This window comes from Micromonospora sp. DT62 (genome assembly GCF_049847285.1).
GTDB classification, from domain to species: Bacteria; Actinomycetota; Actinomycetes; order Mycobacteriales; family Micromonosporaceae; genus Micromonospora; species Micromonospora reichwaldensis.
Genome location: NZ_JBNCOB010000002.1, coordinates 127,276 through 145,564, shown reverse-complemented (window position 1 = coordinate 145,564; position 18,289 = coordinate 127,276). Strand labels below are relative to the sequence as shown.

The 18,289-nt window shown below is 74.0% G+C and carries 19 protein-coding genes; 12 read left to right on the top strand and 7 right to left on the bottom strand.

The window, feature by feature from the left end; translation table 11 throughout:
* The first annotated feature begins 24 nt into the window (after window positions 1-24).
* A complete protein-coding gene (locus tag ACPXCB_RS04210) occupies window positions 25-240 on the top strand; it encodes a hypothetical protein (RefSeq protein ID WP_101415193.1) in 216 nt (71 codons plus the stop codon).
* Here ACPXCB_RS04210 and ACPXCB_RS04205 read toward each other — a convergent pair.
* Window positions 207-947, bottom strand: a complete 741-nt coding sequence (locus ACPXCB_RS04205) for a phosphodiesterase (protein ID WP_425872374.1) — start codon at window positions 945-947, stop codon at window positions 207-209. The two genes, ACPXCB_RS04210 and ACPXCB_RS04205, sit on opposite strands and share 34 nt — an antisense overlap.
* Window positions 948-1,036: 89 nt before the next feature.
* On the opposite strand from ACPXCB_RS04205, the gene ACPXCB_RS04200 reads away from it, so the two are divergent.
* From ACPXCB_RS04200 to ACPXCB_RS04155, 10 genes are all read left to right on the top strand, one after another.
* Window positions 1,037-2,329 carry a M16 family metallopeptidase gene (locus ACPXCB_RS04200; RefSeq protein ID WP_425872373.1) on the top strand — a complete coding sequence of 431 codons (1,293 nt, stop codon included), beginning with the start codon at window positions 1,037-1,039 and terminating at the stop codon, window positions 2,327-2,329.
* Entirely contained in the window at window positions 2,329-3,675 is a 1,347-nt protein-coding gene (locus ACPXCB_RS04195) for a M16 family metallopeptidase (protein WP_425872372.1), read from the top strand. The genes ACPXCB_RS04200 and ACPXCB_RS04195 overlap by 1 nt, the downstream gene beginning before the upstream one ends.
* 258 nt (window positions 3,676-3,933) lie before the next feature.
* Window positions 3,934-4,959: an aspartate-semialdehyde dehydrogenase gene (locus ACPXCB_RS04190; RefSeq protein WP_425872370.1), complete on the top strand. Its 1,026-nt coding sequence runs from the start codon at window positions 3,934-3,936 to the stop codon at window positions 4,957-4,959.
* Between the two features lie 145 nt (window positions 4,960-5,104).
* A complete protein-coding gene (locus tag ACPXCB_RS04185; protein WP_425872368.1) occupies window positions 5,105-5,545 on the top strand; it encodes a PPOX class F420-dependent oxidoreductase in 441 nt (146 codons plus the stop codon).
* Between the two features lie 76 nt (window positions 5,546-5,621).
* Window positions 5,622-6,038: a CBS domain-containing protein gene (locus ACPXCB_RS04180; protein WP_088998745.1), complete on the top strand. Its 417-nt coding sequence runs from the start codon at window positions 5,622-5,624 to the stop codon at window positions 6,036-6,038.
* A gap of 187 nt (window positions 6,039-6,225) precedes the next feature.
* A complete protein-coding gene (locus ACPXCB_RS04175) occupies window positions 6,226-6,612 on the top strand; it encodes an SCP2 sterol-binding domain-containing protein (RefSeq protein WP_425872365.1) in 387 nt (128 codons plus the stop codon).
* Window positions 6,612-8,672, top strand: a complete 2,061-nt coding sequence (locus tag ACPXCB_RS04170; RefSeq protein ID WP_425872364.1) for a glycogen debranching N-terminal domain-containing protein — start codon at window positions 6,612-6,614, stop codon at window positions 8,670-8,672. Before ACPXCB_RS04175 ends, ACPXCB_RS04170 begins: the two co-directional genes overlap by 1 nt.
* A 130-nt stretch (window positions 8,673-8,802) precedes the next feature.
* Entirely contained in the window at window positions 8,803-9,561 is a 759-nt protein-coding gene (locus tag ACPXCB_RS04165) for a lysophospholipid acyltransferase family protein (RefSeq protein ID WP_425872362.1), read from the top strand.
* Window positions 9,562-9,674: 113 nt separating this feature from the next.
* Window positions 9,675-10,283 (top strand): isochorismatase family protein, encoded by a 609-nt coding sequence (locus tag ACPXCB_RS04160; RefSeq protein WP_425872360.1) that lies wholly within the window; start codon window positions 9,675-9,677, stop codon window positions 10,281-10,283.
* Window positions 10,284-10,287: 4 nt separating this feature from the next.
* Window positions 10,288-11,268 carry a GlxA family transcriptional regulator gene (locus ACPXCB_RS04155; RefSeq protein WP_425872359.1) on the top strand — a complete coding sequence of 327 codons (981 nt, stop codon included), beginning with the start codon at window positions 10,288-10,290 and terminating at the stop codon, window positions 11,266-11,268.
* Here the strand turns inward: ACPXCB_RS04155 and ACPXCB_RS04150 are convergent.
* From ACPXCB_RS04150 to ACPXCB_RS04130, 5 genes are all read right to left on the bottom strand, one after another.
* Entirely contained in the window at window positions 11,150-11,875 is a 726-nt protein-coding gene (locus tag ACPXCB_RS04150; RefSeq protein ID WP_425872357.1) for a hypothetical protein, read from the bottom strand. The two genes, ACPXCB_RS04155 and ACPXCB_RS04150, sit on opposite strands and share 119 nt — an antisense overlap.
* Window positions 11,876-11,948: 73 nt before the next feature.
* Window positions 11,949-12,662 carry a response regulator transcription factor gene (locus ACPXCB_RS04145; RefSeq protein ID WP_151455997.1) on the bottom strand — a complete coding sequence of 238 codons (714 nt, stop codon included), beginning with the start codon at window positions 12,660-12,662 and terminating at the stop codon, window positions 11,949-11,951.
* Entirely contained in the window at window positions 12,635-13,810 is a 1,176-nt protein-coding gene (locus ACPXCB_RS04140; protein ID WP_425872355.1) for a hypothetical protein, read from the bottom strand. The genes ACPXCB_RS04145 and ACPXCB_RS04140 overlap by 28 nt, the downstream gene beginning before the upstream one ends.
* On the bottom strand, window positions 13,800-14,978 hold the full coding sequence (locus tag ACPXCB_RS04135) for a sensor histidine kinase (protein WP_425872353.1): 1,179 nt from the start codon (window positions 14,976-14,978) through the stop codon (window positions 13,800-13,802). The genes ACPXCB_RS04140 and ACPXCB_RS04135 overlap by 11 nt, the downstream gene beginning before the upstream one ends.
* Before the next feature lie 183 nt (window positions 14,979-15,161).
* The gene (locus ACPXCB_RS04130; RefSeq protein ID WP_425872351.1) at window positions 15,162-16,208 is read right to left on the bottom strand and encodes a septum formation family protein; all 1,047 of its coding nucleotides are present in this window, start codon (window positions 16,206-16,208) and stop codon (window positions 15,162-15,164) included.
* Between the two features lie 109 nt (window positions 16,209-16,317).
* Between ACPXCB_RS04130 and ACPXCB_RS04125 the strand changes: the two genes are divergently transcribed.
* Complete coding sequence (locus tag ACPXCB_RS04125; protein ID WP_425872349.1) at window positions 16,318-16,935, top strand: hypothetical protein; 618 nt, start codon at window positions 16,318-16,320, stop codon at window positions 16,933-16,935.
* A gap of 225 nt (window positions 16,936-17,160) precedes the next feature.
* Here the strand turns inward: ACPXCB_RS04125 and ACPXCB_RS04120 are convergent.
* Window positions 17,161-18,289 (bottom strand): DUF7507 domain-containing protein (locus tag ACPXCB_RS04120; protein ID WP_425872347.1); only part of this gene is annotated, 1,129 nt, incomplete at its 5' end.

The window sequence follows — 18,289 nt, the reverse complement described above, 5'->3', positions numbered from 1 at the left end:
CGGCGGCGGGGTATGTGGGCGGTCATGAGTCACGAGCAGAGCGACCAGGAACGAGTGGAGTCCCGCGCACACCTGCTGCCGGAGGAGGCGGCGGCCGGCAGCGACGACCCCCACGCGCAGGCGGAGGCCATCCTCGCCGAGTCCGACCTCCGGGAGGAGGACCGCAACGCCGCCCCCGACACCGTGCTGGAGCGGCGCACCTCCGATCAGACGGTGACCCCCATCGAGCCCCCCGACTGAGCCACGGCCCCCCGGGCCCGTCGCGAGCCCCGGTAGGTGTGCTCCCGCAGCCAGGCGATCGGGCCGACCGCCCGCAGCCCCGGCGGCAGGTTGCCGATCGGGTCGAAGGCCAGCGCCGCGTCCTCCCGGGCGCTGAGCTGGGCACCGAGGCTGACCTGCCCGAACGGACGCCACGGCCCGACGGCGGACGCGACCGCGAGCACCAGGCGCGGCGCGTCCGCCCGGGCCGCGGCGGCCACCTCGGGCAGGCTGCGGCCCAGGTCGGGCGACTCCGGGTCGGCCAGCGCGGCCAGGAAGAGCCGCCGCCGGCCCGCGCGAAACGGCATGATCGTGCTGTACGTCCCCGCGAAGCGCCGCCGGGGCAGCGGCAGGTTCCGCAGCAGCGGCGCGGCCCCGCTGGAGCTGACCAGCAGGTCGAACGGCCGGTCACCGTCGCGGTGCAGCCGCACGGCCAGCCCCAGCACGTCCGGCCAGGCGCCCGGCGTGGGCACGCCCTTGGAGAGCCGGACGGTCGCCCGGAAGCGGCCCGGGCCGTCCAGCAGCGGTACCCCGGTCGGCGGTCCCGACGTACCCCAGACGACGACCTCGCCCGCGAACGAGCGGCCCGCGGGATGCAGCAGGCGGGCCCGGCGCAGCCGGGTCAGGGCGGCGGTCGCGCGGTCGACCGCGACGGCGGCCCGGGCGGTCACGGTGGCGGCAGGCGGCATGCCTCCCCGGTACCCGGCGGCCGGCGGTCGATGCCTCGCCGCGTGCGGCGCGTCCCCTTCCCGCGGACCTGATCGGATAGCGTCGTGCCATGCCCGACAGCGGTTACCCCTGGCCCATCGAGACCACCCGCCTGGACAACGGCCTGCGCGTGGTGGTGAGTGAGGACCGCACCGCCCCGGCGGTCGCGGTGAACCTCTGGTACGACGTCGGTTCCCGCCACGAGCCCGAGGGGCAGACCGGCTTCGCGCACCTCTTCGAGCACCTGATGTTCGAGGGCTCGGTCAACGTGGCGAAGACCGAGCACATGAAGCTGGTGCAGGGCGCGGGCGGCTCGCTCAACGCCACCACCAACCCGGACCGCACCAACTACTTCGAGACCGTCCCCGCCGAGCACCTGGAACTGGCGCTGTGGCTCGAGGCGGACCGGATGGGCGGCCTGGTCCCCGCCCTGACCCAGGAGACGCTGGACAACCAGCGGGACGTGGTCAAGAACGAGCGGCGCCAGCGCTACGACAACGTGCCCTACGGCGACGCCTGGCTGCGGCTGCTGCCGCTGCTCTATCCGCCCGGGCACCCCTACCACCACGCCACGATCGGGTCGATGGCCGACCTGAACGCCGCCGACCTGGCCACCTTCCAGGCGTTCCACCGGACGTACTACGCGCCGAACAACGCCGTACTCACCGTCGTGGGCGACGCCTCGGCCGCCGAGGTGTTCGCGCTGGCCGACAAGTACTTCGGCGCCATCGCGCCGCGCGCGGAGATCCCGCCCGCCCCGGACGGCCGGACCGTCCCGGCCACCGGCCGACCCGCCGTGGAGACGGTCACCGCCGAGGTGCCGGCGCCGCGCGTCTACGTCGCGCACCGCACCCACCCCTTCGGCAGCCCCGGCTACGACGTGCTGACGGTGCTCGCCACCGTGCTGGGCAGCGGCCGGGGCAGCCGCCTCTACCAGCGCCTCGCCGACGGCGAGCGGATCGCCCAGCCCGACATGGTCGGGGCGTACGGGGTGGACCTGGCGCACGCCCCCGCGCCGCTGATCGCCACCGCCACGGCCCGCCCCGGGGTGAGCGCCGAACGGCTGGGCGCCGGGCTGGCCGAGGTGGTCGACGAACTGGCCACCGTCCCGGTCACCACCACCGAACTCGACCGGGCCAAGTCCCTGCTGAGCACCTCGTGGTGGCGGCAGATGTCCACGGTGGACGGCCGGGCGGACACGCTCGGGCGCTACGCCACCCAGTTCGGCGACCCGGCGAAGGCCGCGGAGCGGCTGCCGGCCTGGCTCGCGGTGACCGCCGAGCAGATCGCCGAGGCCGCCGCCGAGGTGCTCGCCGCCGACGACCGGGTCACCCTGACCTACCTGCCCGAGGAGAAGCCCTGATGACGCTGATCGCCGACCGTCCCGGGCCCGGCGCCGCCCGCCCGTACCGGTTCCCGCAGGTGGTCCGCCGCACGGTGGCGGGTGGTCAGGTGGTCGCCGCGCACCTGCCCGGGCAGAACCTGGCCGTGGCACTGCTGCTGCTCGACGCGGGCGCCGTCCGCGAGCCCACCGGCAAGGAAGGGCTCGGCGCTGTGCTCGCCAAGGCCCTGGAGGAGGGGACCGCGCAGCGCGACGCGACGGCGTACGCGCTGGCGATCGAAGGGCTCGGCACCGAGCTGGTGATCGGGCTGGACTGGGACTCCTTCCAGGTCAGCGTGCAGGTGCCGGTGGAGCGGCTGAACGCCGCCGTGGAGCTGCTCGCCGAGGCGGTGCGCACCCCGAAGCTGGACCCGGACGACGTCCGGCGGGTCCGCGACGACGAGGCGACCGCGCTGCGGATGGACTGGGCCAACCCCGGCCCGCGGGCCGACGCGGCGCTGCGCGCGGACCTGTTCGGCGCCGGCAACCGCTGGGGCCGTCCCCTGTACGGCGACCCGGAGTCGGTGGCGGCGCTGGACGTCGAGGACGTCACGGTCTTCCACTCCGAGTGGTTCATCCGCCCCGGCACGCTGGTCGTCGCCGGGGACCTGGACCGGCTGGACCTGGACGCGCTCGGCTCGGCGGCCTTCGCGGGCACCGGCGGCGGGCCGGTCGACCGGGGCGGCCCGATCGAGGTGCCGGCCCGCCCCGGCCGGCGGATCATCCTGGTGGACCGGCCCGGCTCGGTGCAGTCCACGCTGCGGATGGGCCACCCGTCGCCGCACCGCTCCCACCCCGACCACGTGCCGATGACGCTCGCCGGCACGGTGCTCGGCGGGGCGTTCACCTCCCGGCTCAACCACCTGATCCGCGAGGTGCGCGGCTACACGTACGGCATCCGGGGCGACTTCGCCTCGTCCCGCCGGTTCGGCCGGTTCGGGGTCAGCTCCGGGGTGCAGACGGCGGTCACCGCGCCGGCCGTCGTCGAGTCGATCGGCGAGATCACCCGTACCCGGGAGACCGGGGTGACCGAGGAGGAGCTGGCGGTCGCGCGCTCCTGGCGGGCCGGGCAGCTCTCGGTCGAGTTGCAGAGCCCCCGGTCGATCGCCTCCGCGCTGACCACCCTGGTCGTGCACGACCTGCCCGACGACTACCACGCCCGGTTGCGTGAGTCGCTGCTCGCCGCCGACGTGGCGGGGGTCTCCGCGGCGGCCGCCACGCACCTGCGCCCGGCGGACCTCACCATCGTGGTGGAGGGCGACGCCGCTGTGATCCGCGACGAACTCGTCGCCACCGGCCTCGGCGAGCTGGTCGAGCACTCCTCCTGACCGGCCCGGGGCGGTGTGACATGGATCGCGCCGCCCCCGGCCGGCGCGGGTGGCCCGGCCGGGGCGGCCGGCGTGGATGCTCCGGCGGGCCGCCCCGCCCGCTGACGATCCTCCCGTCGCACCGGCCCTTCCGGCGACGTCGTTGCGTCCCGGCGCGGCCCGGGGTGACCACGGCCACCGCCGGGCGGGAGCGCCGCCGGCCCCGGTGGGTGGGAAAGCGTTCCCGGTCGGGTCGCCGGGCTGGGTAGCCTCGCGGGCATGAGGATCGGCATTGTGGGGGCCACCGGCCAGGTCGGTGGCGTGATGCGGCAGGTGCTGGCGGAGCGGGAGTTCCCGGCGGAGCAGGTGCGGTTGTTCGCCTCGGCGCGGTCGGCCGGGCGCACCCTGCCCTGGCGGGACGGCGAGGTGACCGTGGAGGACGCGGCCACCGCCGACTACTCCGGGCTCGACATCGTGCTCTTCTCCGCCGGCAAGGGCAGCGCGAAGGAACTCGCGCCCCGGGTCGCCGCTGCCGGCGCCGTCGTCATCGACAACTCCTCGGCGTTCCGCATGGACCCCGAGGTGCCGCTGGTCGTCGCCGAGGTCAACCCGCACGCCGCCGCCGTACGCCCCAAGGGGATCATCGCCAACCCGAACTGCACGACGATGGCCGCGATGCCCGTGCTGCGCCCGCTGCACGCCGAGGCCGAACTGGTCAGCCTGGTCGTCTCGACGTACCAGGCGGTCTCCGGCGCCGGCCTGGCCGGCGTCGCCGAACTCGACGAGCAGGTCCGCAAGGTCGCCGAGCACGCCGCCGGCCTCGCCTTCGACGGCGCGGCCGTGGAGTTCCCGGCCCCCCGTTCGTTCGCCCGGCCGATCGCGTTCAACGTGCTCCCGCTCGCCGGCTCGATCGTCGACGACGGCAGCTTCGAGACCGACGAGGAGCAGAAGCTGCGCAACGAGAGCCGCCGCATCCTGGAGATCCCCGGGCTGCGCGTCTCCGGCACCTGCGTCCGGGTGCCCGTGTTCACCGGCCACTCGCTCCAGATCAACGCCCGGTTCGCCCGCCCGATCAGCCCGCAGCGGGCCCGCGAGCTGCTCGACGGCGCCCCCGGCGTGGCGCTCGCCGACGTGCCGACCCCGTTGCAGGCCGCCGGCCAGGACCCGACCTACGTCGGGCGGATCCGCGCCGACGAGACCGTCGAGCACGGCCTCGCCCTGTTCTGCTCCAACGACAACCTGCGCAAGGGCGCCGCGCTCAACGCGGTGCAGCTCGCCGAACTGGTCGCCGCCGAGCTCCGCTGACCGCCGCGCCTTCCGGGCCCCGCCGACTTCGGCGGGGCCCGTCGTGGCCATCGGCGCGTTCGGCGTACGGCAGTCACGCGGGCGCGGGCGGGGCGTCCGGCGTGGTTCGATGGGTACGCCGTGACCGGTCGAGCGGGAGGTTGCCGTGGCGGACGACGAGACCCAGCGGGCGTTGACGGAGCTGATCGCCGGCCACCGGCTGGGGGTGCTGGCCACGCTCAAGCGGGACGGGCGCCCACAGCTCTCCACCGTGATCTACGCCTTCGACAGCACGGCGGCCCTGATCCGCGTCTCGGTGACCGACGGCCGGGCCAAGACCGCCAACCTGCGCCGGGACCCGCGCGCCTCCTTCCACGTCGGCAGCGATGACGGCTGGGCGTACGCGGTCGCGGAGGGGCGCGCCGAGCTGACGCCGGTGGCCGCCGACCCGCAGGACGCGACCGTGACGGAGCTGGTCGACCTCTACCGGGCGATCCAGGGCGAGCATCCGGACTGGGCCGACTACCGGCAGGCGATGGTCGCCGAGGGGCGCCTCGTGCTCCGGCTGCACGTCGAGCGCCTCTACGGCCTCCCGCCGCGGGCCTGACCCGGGCCGGGGTCGCGCGCGTTACCCCGTGCGGTCGGCGGGTAGACGGCGGTGCCGACACCGAGAGGGGAGCACCATGACAACGGTCGGAGAGTTCATGACGACCCGGTTGGTGACGATGGACGGCAACGACACGCTGACCGCCGCGGCGCAGGAGATGCGCGACAGCGCCATCGGCGACGTGGTGGTGACCGACGGCGACGACGTCATCGGCATCGTGACGGACCGGGACATCACGGTCCGGGGCGTGGCCGAGAACATGGACCCGAACTCGACCCCGCTGAACCGGATCACGAGCAAGGACGTGATCACGGTCAGCCAGTACGACGACGCGGTGGCCGCCGCAGACCTGATGCGGACCTACGCCGTACGCCGGTTGCCGGTCATCGACGACGGACGCCTGGTCGGTCTGGTATCGATGGGTGACCTCGCCGTGGAGCGGGAGCCGCAGTCGGTGCTCGCCGACATCAGCGCCGACGAACCGAATAACTGACGATCCGCCGTGGCGCGCCGGCCTCCCGTGCGGGGAGGCCGGCGTTCGCACTTGCGCCCATGCGGGAGGCAGCAACACATGCGCGGGCCACGCCGTCGCCGGTCTCACCCGGTCCGGGCGAGGTTGGCCCGGCACCGGACGGGGACCCCCTCACAGGACATTGACCGATGGGGGAGGAGAAGGCCCGATGGTGGACGCGACGACGAGGTTTCTTGAGGACCTCGACCGGCGGGAGTACGAACCCCTGCTGGCGAAGTCCTGCGGAACCCTGCGCCTGGACCTGCACGAGGGCGCCCAGACGACACACTGGCTGATGCGCATCGACCGGGGCAAAGTGTGGGTGAGCCGGGACGACCGGGAGGCCGACACGGTGATCGGCACAAGCCCCGCACTCTTCGAGAACATCGCGGCTGGCCGCGAGGACGGGGTGGCGGCGCTGTTGCGCGGAGACATAACGGTGACGGGGGACCTCCGGTTGGTGCTGCAGTTGGAGCGGCTCTTCCCCAGCCATCCGGATGCCTGCGGCCCGCGCGGCCCATACCGACGTGTCCAGGCAGAGCGGGAGGTGCACTGATGGCGGCGCAGCACACGATCCGCATCCTGGACGGCAGCACCTTCGTGGTGTCGGAGGACACCGGTGACATCGAGGCGACGCCGAGCGAGCCGACCGGGTTCTTCTCGCTCGACACCCGGTTCCTGTCCACCTGGGTGCTGACGGTCAACGGGGACCGGCTCACCCTCCTGTCGTACGACGACCTCCAGTACTACGAGGCCAGGTTCTTCCTCGTGCCGGGGATGGCGACGCACTACGTCGACGCCAAGTTGTCGATCATCCGGGAGCGGGCGGTGGGGGGCAGCTTCCGCGAGACGCTCACCATCCTGAACCACGACGAGAAGGCGGTCGACCTGGAGATCAGGATGGAGGCGGCATCCGACTTCGCCGACCTGTTCCAGATCAAGGACGAGATCCTCAACAAGAAGGGTGAGATCTACACGGAGGTCGAGTCCGACCGGCTGCGGCTGGGCTACCGGCGGGGCAACTACACCCGGGAGACGCTCATCTCCTCATCCCTGCCGCCGCGCTACGACCGCAAGGGCTTGGCCTACTCGATCCACCTGGAACCCAACGAACAGTGGGAGACCGAGATCAAGGTCGAGACCCTGGCGCTCGGCGCGGGTGGCCGGGACCTGCGGATGGGCGTGGGGGCGCGCGTCACGGAGGGGCTGGACCTCCAGCACGACCTGGAGGAGTGGATCGACAGGGCCCCCAAGGTCAACAGCCAGCACGATCGCGTGGCCTCCACGTACCGGCGCAGCCTGGTCGACCTGGCGGCGCTGCGCTTCTCGCCGCTCTCCCTCGGCGGGGCGTCGCTGCCGGCCGCCGGCCTGCCCTGGTTCATGACCATGTTCGGCCGGGACAGCATCCTGACCTGCCTGCAGACGCTGCCGTTCACACCGGAGCTGTCGAAGACCACGCTGCGGATCCTGGCATCCCTCCAGGGCACCCGGTTCGACGACTTCCGGGACGAGGACCCGGGCCGGATCCTGCACGAGATGCGTTACGGCGAGACTGCCGCCTTCGAGGAACAGCCGCACTCGCCGTACTACGGGTCGGTGGACGCGACACCGCTGTTCCTGGTCCTGCTCGACGAGTACGAGAGGTGGAGCGGGGACACCGAGCTGGTCATGGAGCTGGAGCGGGAGTGCCGGGCCGCGCTCAGGTGGATCGACAACTACGCCGACCTGGTCGGCAGCGGCTACATCTGGTACGAGCGGCGCAACACCGACACCGGCCTGGAGAACCAGTGCTGGAAGGACTCCTGGGACTCCATCTCCTACCGCGACGGCACGCTGCCGCCTTTTCCCCGGGCCACCTGCGAGGTGCAGGGGTACGCGTACGACGCGAAGTTGCGGGCCGCCCGGCTGGCCCGCGAGTTCTGGTGCGACCCGGGGTTCGCCGACCGGTTGGAGCGGGAGGCGGCAGCGCTGAAGGACCGGTTCAACCGCGACTTCTGGGTGTCCGACGGCGAGTACTACGCCCTCGCCCTGGACCCGGACGGCCGCCAGTGCGACGTGCTGAGCTCCAACATCGGCCACCTGCTCTGGAGCGGCATCGTCGACCACGACCGGGCCGAGAAGATCGCCGAGCACCTGGTCGGGCCCCGGCTCTTCACCGGCTGGGGGGTGCGGACGCTGGCCGAGGGCGAGGTGCGCTACAACCCGATCGGTTACCACAACGGCACGATCTGGCCGTTCGACAACTCGTTCATCGCCTGGGGCCTGCGCCGGTACGGCTTCGCCGAGGAGGCGGCGGTCATCGCCAGCGGCATCCTCGACGCGGCCACCTACTTCCAGGGCCGGCTGCCCGAGGCGTTCGGGGGCTACCCCCGCGAACTGACCAAGTTCCCGGTGGAGTATCCGACGGCGTGCAGCCCGCAGGCATGGTCGACCGGCACACCGCTGCTGCTGCTGCGGACGATGCTCGGCCTGGAGCCGCACGAGGGGCACCTCGCGGTGGAGCCCCGGCTGCCGATCGGGATGGGCCGGATCGAGGTGCTGGACATCCCGGGCCGGTGGGGCCGCGTCGACGCGTTCGCCCGGGGCCGCCTCGACATGCACCGGCTGACCGACTAGCGCGGCGCCCCGCAGGAGGCCGGCACGCCGTCCGGGACCGTGGCCAGGCTGGCTCGGGCGGTGGGGCCGGCTTGGCCACGGTGGGCGGCGGGTCGGCATGACGCTCAGCCGGGCAGGGTAAGTTCGCGCCATGCCGGAACTCGTGTACCCGCCCGTGATCGCCGCCGCCAAGACGATGTTCCGGGTCCTCGACCTGAAGATCACGATCGAGGGCGCCCACCACGTGCCGCGTACGGGCGGGGCGGTGCTGGCCAGCAACCACGTCAGCTACCTCGACTTCATCTTCTGCGGGCTGGGCGCGCAGGAGTCGAAGCGGCTGGTGCGGTTCATGGCCAAGAAGTCCGTCTTCACGCACAAGGTCTCCGGCCCGCTGATGCGCGGCATGCGGCACATCCCGGTGGACCGGCGGGCGGGCGCGGGGTCGTACGCGACGGCGGTCAGCGCCCTCAGGCGCGGCGAGGTGATCGGCGTCTTCCCCGAGGCCACGATCAGCCGGTCGTTCACGGTGAAGGAACTCAAGAGCGGCACCACCCGGATGGCGTCCGAGGCCGGCGTGCCGGTGCTGCCGGTGGCGGTCTGGGGCACCCAGCGGCTCTGGACCAAGGGCCGGCCGCGCACCCTCAACCGCCGGCACATCCCGATCACCATCCTCATCGACGAGCCGATGGACCCGGCGGCCTACCCGGACGCCAACGCGATGACCGTCGACCTGAAGGAGCGGCTGACGGCGCTGGTGGACCGGGCCCAGCGGGACTACCCCGACGCGCCCTCCGGTCCCGACGACACCTGGTGGCTCCCCGCGCACCTCGGCGGCACCGCGCCGAGCCTGGAGAAGGCCGCCGAGCTGGAGGTCCGCCGCCGGGCCGCCGCGGTCGACCCCGACGCCTGAGCCGACGGTCGCCGGATCGGTGGACGCGGTCGGGCCCAGAATGGCCGGATCGTTCCGCAGCGGGGCGGGATGGTGCCTGCCGCGCCGGCGCGTCCCCGGCGAGGATTCAACCCATGAGCAGAGCAGCACTCGTCGTCATCGACGTGCAGGAGTCCTTCCGCCGCCGCCCCAGCTGGGCGTACGCCTCCAACCCCGACATCGTCGGCCGGGTCGACCGGCTCGTCGCCGCCGCCCGGGGACGCGGTGACCTGGTCGTCTGGGTCCTGCACGCCGAGCCGGGCACCGGCGGGGTCTTCGACCCGGCCAACGGGCACGTCCGCCTGATGGAGGGGCTCTCGCCCGCCCCGGGGGAACCCACGCTGGTGAAGACGTCGCACAACGCCTTCACCACCACCAACCTCCAGCAGGTGCTGACGACCGCGGGCGTCCGCGAGATCACCGTCTGCGGCATCCGTACGGAGCAGTGCGTCGAGACCACCGCCCGGGTCGGCTGCGACCTCGGCTACGAGGTGACCTTCGTGACGGACGCGACGGTCACCTTCCCGACCCCGCACCGGGACCTGCCGGCCACGGCCACGCCGGAGGAGATCCTCGCCGACCCGCGCACCCTGTCGAGCGAGGAGATGACCGCCCGCACCGAGTACGCCCTCGCCGGCCGCTTCGCCACCATCCGCAGCGTGGCGGAACTGACCGGCGCGGCCTCGGCCGGCGCGCGGGCCTGAGCCGATGGCCCGGGTCGTCTTCCTGCTCGTCCCGCAGCTGCACCTGCTGGACCTCGCCGGCCCGGCCCAGGTCTTCTCCACCGCCGCCGACCTCGGGTACGACTACCGGCTGCACTACGTCGCCGACCGGGAAATCGTGCCGACCGTGCAGGGCGTACCGCTGGTGGCCGGGCTCCGGTGGCCCGAGCTGACCCGGGACGACCTGGTGGTCGTACCCGGATGGCGGCTGCACGCGCACGGACCGCAGGGGCCGGTCGGGCCGGACGACCTGCGGCGGCTGGCCGACCACCACGCCGCCGGCGGCACCGTCGCCAGCGTCTGCGCCGGCGCGTACGCCCTCGGCCGGGCCGGCCTGCTCGACGGACGCCGCTGCACCACCCACCACGACGTGCAGGACGAGCTGGCCCGCCGGTTCCCGTCGGCGCGGGTGGTCCGCGACGTGCTCTACGTGGTCGACGAGCGGGTGGTGACCTCCGCCGGCATCGCCAGCGGCATCGACGTGGCGCTGCACCTGGTGGCCACCCGGCACGGGCCGGCGGTGGCGGCCCGGATCGCCCGCTCCCTGGTCCTGCACTCCCGGCGCAACGGTCACGAGCCGCAGGCCGGCGCCCTGTTGCGGCACCGGTCCCACCTCTCCGACGCCGTGCACCGGGTGCAGGACCTGATCGACCGCCGGTTCGCCGAGCCGCTGCCGCTGGCCGACCTCGCCGCCGTCGGCGGGGTGGCCGAGCGGACGCTGACCCGACTGTTCCGGCGCGCCACCGGGCTGACCCCGCTCGGCTACCAGCAGCTGCTGCGGGTGGAACGCGCCGAGCACCTCATCGGGCACGGCGCCACCGTGGAGGGGGCCGCCCGTACGGTCGGCTTCACCGATGCCCGGATGCTGCGCCGGCTGCGGGCCCGTGCCACCCGCGATCGAAGCGCCCCGGCCGGTAGTAGTCGTCCCGGGACTGGAACTCGACCGGCAGCGACCCGGGCAGGGTGATCCGGGTCTCGCCGGCGCCCGGCCCGCCCCCGGCCCGCACCGCCAGCACGTCCCGCTCGGGCGGCGACAGGTCCACCAGTTCGGGGTGGGCCAGCCGGAACCCGGCCACCGCCCGGCGCACCTGGCGGGTCAGCCCGGTGATCTCCCCGGCGGGGCCGGTGAGGCCGAGGGCCGGCTGCTGGATGGTGCGCAGCGCGTCGCAGACCACCAGCAGGCGGGCGTGCTCACCGGGCCCCGCCGCCAGCAGCTCCAGCCGGGACGGCCACTGCCAGCGGATCTGACCACTGATCAGACCCGGCAGCCGGACGCCCCGGCGGTGCCGCGCGCCGTCACCGACGCCGTCGACCAGGGCGAGCTGTGGCCCGCCGCCGGCGTACGCGATCCGCCGGTCGGTGACGGTGACCGCCACCGGCTCGGACAGCGTCCACCGCCGCCGTGCCTCCGTCGGGCCGAGCAGATGACCCGACGCGTGCAGCCGGTGCCGGGCGAGCACCCGCTCACCGGCCTCGACGACCAGCTCGTACCGCCGGTCCAGCGCCGGGGCCAGGTCGTCGTCCGCGTCGAAGCGGTGCGGTGCGATGAAGAAAGGGGACGCGTCATCGTGCATCGTCATGACCTCCGGTGCCGACGGCATCTCACCACGAGCGTCGCCGACCCCAGGCCGGCTGTCATGACGCCCGTTAGGGGGTCGGCCGGTCGTAGGAAGCCTGTGACCGATAGATGCCGATCTCCTCCGGCCGGACTAGGCCGTCCTCGATCGCCCGGGCGAGCAGCGCCGCCTTGGTGGCGGCCGGCCGCCCCGCTCGGGTGTACTTGATCCGCGCCCGGTCGACGTACTGCTTCACGGTGTGCTCGCTGATCCGCATCCGACGCGCCACCGACGCCTTCGACATCGACTGGAACCACAGCAGCAGCGCCTCGCGTTCCTTGTCGGACAGGGCGGGCCGGTCCGGGCGGGGGTCACCCACGATCGCCCCGGCGAGCGCCGGCGGCACGTACGGGCGGTCGCTGGCGGCGGCCAGCACGGTGGCCACGCAGTGTTCCCGCCCCTCGTGCTTGGCCAGGAACGCGACCGCCCCGGCGTCCAGGGCGGCGAGGATCGTCTGCGGGTCGGTGTGCTCCGAGTAGACCACCACCCGCCGGCCGGCCGCGCTCAGCTCGGCGAGCTTGTCCAGGGCCATCCGCCCGTGCAGCCGCAGGTCGAGCAGGACCACGTCGGCGTCGGGGGCGGCCCGCAGCACCGCGTCCGGGTCGTCGCCGGTCGCCAGGACCCGCAGCCGGGGCTCGGCGGCCAGCCAGACGCGGACCCCCTCGATGACGACCGGGTGATCGTCGACGATCGCCACGCCGACCGGCCGACCGGCGGTCACCCCCGCCACCGCGTCTGCGCCCATCTGATCTCCCCGTCCCGCTCGTAGAGGTACTCCACCCGCCCGTCGTCGCCCGGCGGTCCGGCGGTGTCGGGACCGGCCCGGTCGGGCGTGACCAGGCTGACCACGACCTCGTCGGGCCCGGCGACCACGGTCAGCCGGGCCCAGCCCCGGGCGTCGGCCAGGAGCGCGGTGAGCGGGTCGGCCAGCCGGCGGCGCACCTGCACCGGCAGGGGCGGCGGGTCGCCGATCGTCACCAGGTCGATCGGCAGCCCGTTGCGGTCCGCCAGGTCGGCGGCGGCCCGCAGCTCGTGCAGCAGCGGGTCGGGCACGTCGTCGGACTCGGCGATGAGCCGGCGCAGCCGGGCGGCGGCCAGCACCGCCCGCCGCTGCACATCCGGGTCGGCCGGGTCCGCCCGACCGTCGGCCAGCTCCGCGAGCACCTCCTCGGCGGCGCCGCTGACCAGCGTCAGGCGGGCGCGCCGCTCCTGCCGGGCCCGTTCGGCGGCGTCCCGCTCGGCCGCCGCCGCGTGGGCGTCCGCCGCCGCGCCGGCCCGCTGCCGGGCCAGCCTCGCGATCGCCGTGCCGCCCACGAAGACCCCCACCTGGAGCGTCGAGGTGGCGTAGACGGACATCGCGTACCGGGCCAGGTCGGCGGGGGCGGTCGCGCCATGACCGAGCACCCCGGCCAGCGCGATCAGCGAGTGCGCGCCCAGCACGGCGAGCAGCCCGGACGCCCGCCGCCCCCAGAGCACCACCACGAAGAACCAGCCGAGGGTGCCCCACACCCAGTTCGCGGCCGTGAAGAGCTCCCGTTCGCCGGCCGCGGCGAAGACCACCCCGTCGACCACCAGCAGCAGCGCCGCCAGCGGCCGGGCCGGCAGGGGATCACCGCGCAGCAGCCGGCGGCCGGCCAGCACCCCGACCGCCGCCACGAGCAGCCACCCGGCGAGGACCACCGCCGGCGCGTCGAGTTCCGACCGCGCGCCCAGCGTCGCGGGCAGCGCGATCACCGCGTGCCAGGCCAGCGCGATGACCACCGCCACGACCCGGCCGCCGCGGTCGGAGGCGGCGGCCACGGCCGCCACCGGGTCCACCGTGGGCCGGCCACCGTCGGGCGTACGCGCTGCCGGCACCGCCAACGCCGGGACGGTCGTCGTCTCAGTCGACATCGGACCACTCCAGCCGGATCCGGGTGCCGGCGCCGGGGCGGGAGTCGATCCCGGCGTGCCCGCCGACCGAGGACATCCGGCCGCGTACCGACTCGCGCAGCCCGTACCGGTGCGCCGGGACGCCGGACGGGTCGAAGCCGGGGCCGTCGTCGGCGACCTCCACCACGACGGTGCCGCCGGCCCGGGCCAGCCGCAGCGCGGCGGTCGCGCCGGGCGCGTGCCGGGCCACGTTGGACAGCGCGGCGTACGCGCTCTCGGCGAGCGCCTCCGCCACTGGCGCCGGCACCGCGCAGGGGACCAGTTCGGTGGTGACCGGCAGCTCCGGCAGCCGGGCGCGCACCGCCCGCAGCCGCTCGTCCAGCGGCACCCGACCCGCGGCGGGAGTCGACCGCGCGTCGGCCAGCGCGGTGAGGGTACGGAGGTCGGCGGCGCACCGCTCGCGCAGCGCGGCGGACGGACCGGTGACCGCGCCCAGCCCGACCATGGTCAGCGTGGCCAGCACCGTGTCGTGCAGGTCCCGGTTCTGCCGCCGCTCCGCCTCCCGGGCGGTCCGGGCGACCAGCGCCTCCCGGGTGAGCCGTTGGTGCGCGACGAAGGCCTCGTCGGCCCGGCCGATCCGCCGCCGCATGATGACGGTCATCAGCGTGGCGCACGCCGTCTGCACCAGCAGCGTCGCCGCGTGCGCGGCGGCCTCGTCGGGCTGGCCTGCGGCGTACGCGCCAGTCGCGTAGGCGGCGGTCACCAGCAGCCCCGCCGGGACCGACCAACGGGCCGCGCCGGTCAACTGTGCGTTGATCACCGTCGTGCTGGCCAGCACCGCGATCCAGCTCACCTCGCCGGGGAGCACCTCCGGGGCCACCAGCACCGGCATCGCCAGGCAGGCGGCGGTGGTCAGGGCCACGTCGCCCACCGTCAGCCGGCCGCCGATGCCGTGCCGCAGCGCGCGGAACGCGTACCAGACCGACCAGGCGGTCAGCGCCGCGACGGCCGGAAACAGCAGCGCCGGCTCGACGGGCGGGGTGCGCACCGACAGGGCGACCACCGCGCCGACCAGGCCGCAGGCCAGCCGCAGCAACGCCGGCATCCGGGTGAAGATGAGGGCGAACGCGCCGCCGGCCGGGTTGTCCAGCGCGGTCGGCGACGTGGTCGGGGCGGCAACGGCCGGCATCGGGAAAGAGGGTCCTTCTGCGACAACGACCCGATCCGGGCCAAAACGGGGGATCGACGCCGGAGAATAGCACGAGCAGCCGCCCGCGATCACCCTCGGTGCGCGCCGTGTCGCCGTCCGGTCAGCTCTTCCCGGACCCTCGACAGGACGCTGACCTGCCCGCCTGCCCCTGCGGGCGGCCGGTCAGTTGATCGGGAGGACCTTCGTTCCGCCACCGGCGATCGACCGGGTCAGCTTCTTCCCGCTGGACCAGTACCAGCAGCGCACCCCCCGGTCGCCGCGCGCCCACGCCTCCTCGGACGGGAACCGGTACGTGCTGCCCGTGCGGTAACGGAGCATCCCGTCGACCGGCACCTTCGCGTAGCGGGCGATGACCGGCCGGCACTTCGCGTGCACGGCGTCCTCGTCCTTCGTCGCGTCCTCGTACGACACGTCGGGTGCGGTCCAGACGCCCACGTACTCGAAGCGGTGGACCTTCGTGCACGACACCGCCAGCAGGTGCGACCACTCGTCCTCCTCGGCGCAGCCGTGCCGCAGCGGGGTGGCCGCCTTCAGCACGCCACGGAGGCTGCCCGTCCGGTTGACCGCCCGGTCGTTGTCGCCGTTGGCGCCGCTCACCGCGTCGAGCTCGAACAGGTCGCACCGGTACCACCGGCTGCCGCCCGTCCAGCCGGCCGGCGACGTGGGCGCCACCTGCACCGACAGCCGGGCGTCGCGCCACTCACCGCCGACGAACTCCCCGGCCTTGGCGTCGCACTCGGCGAACGCGGACCGCATCGCCGCCGACCCGACGCGGGGCGGGATCGGGCGGGCCGCCAGGTCGCCGGTGAACGTGCCGATGTGGAAGGTCTCGACCAGGTGCGCCTTCGCGCAGTCGACCGGCTGGTGGCTGGTCAGGTAGGCGGTCGGCTCGGCGACGACGTGGCACTCGTCGGCCTGCGGCGCGAACTGGCGGGCCTCGGCCACGGGCCGCCAGTCGTCGGTCAGGTCCCCGTCCGTGCCGGCCGGCGTGCCGCACCCGCTCACCGCCGCCGCGACCAGCGCGGCCGAAGCCGTGACGCCCAGCCAGCGTCGCATGTGGTCCTCCCCGCGCCCCGTGACAACCGGCGCAGCATATGGCACCCGGCGCGGAGCCGGGTGCCCGAGCCGCCAGGCGATCGTGGTGACGGGCGCGGGCTCGGGCTGCGGCATCGCGTACTCGATCAGGTGGTCGCCCTGCCCGACCGCCATCGGGGCGGTGCTGCGCCCGCGCGGCCGGACGCCACTGACGAGCCGCCGACCTTGGACGGTGGTGCTACCTTCGCGCCGTCGCCGTTCTCACCGCCGTCGGGAGCCCACCGTGACGAAAAGGTACGCCGGTCTGCTCGCCCTCGTCGCCGTGACGGCGTGCCTCGCCGTGGTCGGCACCCTCGGCGGCTGGTTCCTGGCCGGCCGAGACGACTCCGGGCGGGCCGATCCGACGCCATCCGCGCGGGACGCGGCCACGACCGGCGCCGTCGGCGGCCCGTCGACGGGCTCCCCGGCTGCCGGCGCGTCGCCGGGCTCCCCGGGTGCCGGTGCGTCGCCGACGAAGGAGCAGCCCGCGGGCCGGACGTACCAGCTCGACCGGTCGGTCTACCGCCAGTCGGGCCTGACGGTCACGCTGGTCAGCGCGGCGACCACCGGCGGCAAACTGCGGCTGAACCTGGCGTACCGCAACGGCTCACCGGTGCCGTGGCCGGTGAGCTGCCCGACCGCCGAGGTCGACCGGACCTCCTCCGAGATCGTCCTGTCGGACGGCCGGACGGTGCGTCCCGAGTCCACCTGGTGCACCACCACGCGGCCCGGCGAGTCCTTCAGCATCGCGCCGGGGGAGCGGGTGGAGAGCTGGGCCGTGTTCCCGGTGGTGCCGGAGAGCGGTTCTTCCTTCGAGCTGACCTGGTACGACTTCCCGACCCTCGACGTCCGGCTCCGCTGACCGTCCCGCGGTGCGCCCGTGGCCACGGGGCTGCGGCGCATGATCGACGGCCCGGGGTGCGGGACGGCAGCCGGGCACCCGGCAGGCCCCAAGAACCGGGCACGGCCGGCACGGGCACTGTGAGTTCAGTGTCCGTGCCGGCCGGCAGGTGACGCATCCGGTCACCCTGTCCGCCGACGGTGGCTCACCAGGCCGAACGCGCTGCCTGGAGTGCCGCCGTACGGGTCAGGCCTGAGTCTCCCTGCGGCGCAGCCGGCTGGCGCCGACCATGAGAGCGCCCGCGGCCAGCAGGCCGCCGCCCAGCGAGAGGGCCTGGGTGGAGCTGACGCCGGTGACCGGCAGGTGGGGCTTGCCGTCCTTGCCCTTGTCCCAGCCGTCCTTGTCCTTGTCGTGCTTGCGGGGGTCGTACTTGCCGTGCCGAATGCAGACGGTGACGGTGGCCGGGTCGGAGGTCACGGTCTGGCTGCCGAACTTGCCGGTCGCCCGGGCGGTGTTGACCACCTTGCCCTTCTTGACGTCAGCCGCGGTCACCACGTGCGGGTTGACGGCGTGGCAGTCGGTGCTCGTACCCGGTGCCAGGGTGGTGTTGTTGCAGACCACCGGTCCGGCGGTCGGGTCGTTGACCGCGACGTTGGTGATGGTGACGGTGCCGGTGTTGGCCACCCGGTAGGTGTAGAAGATCTTGTCGCCCTTGGCCGCGAAGCCGTCCTTCTCGCACTTGTCGTGGCACTTCGACTCGACCCGGGCCTTCTTGTCGATCGACAGGCTGGCCTGCGCCTCCTGGGTGGTGACGGTGAAGGTGGCCTCGTTGGACGTCACCGTCCGCTCGCTGAACGAGCCGGTCGCCTGGGCGATGTTGACGATCTTGCCGTTGGCCACGTCGGCCTTGGTGACGGTGTACGTGCCGGTGCAGGTGGTGCTTGCGCCCGGCGCGAGCGAGGTGGCCTGGCAGGTGATGCCGGTGACCGTGTTGTCGTTGACGGTGATGCCGGTGATCGGGTTGGCCGTGCCGGTGCTCTGGTTCGTCACCGTGTACGTGTAGGTGACCTTGTCACCGGCCTGGAGACCGCTGGTCGGTGTGCCGGCCTTGGTCAGCCCCAGCTTCACGTTCACGGTCGTGACGGTGAACGAGGCGTTGTTGGACGGCACCTGCTGCTGCCCGAAGGATCCGATCGCCTGGGCGGTGTTCACGACCTTGCCGTTGGTTACGTCGGTCGCCGTGACGGTGTACGTGCCGGTGCAGGTGGTGCTGGCCCCCGGCGCGAGCGAGGTGGCCAGGCAGGTGATGCCGGTGACCGTGTTGTCGTTGACGGTGATGCCGGTGATCGGGTTGGCCGTGCCGGTGCTCTGGTTC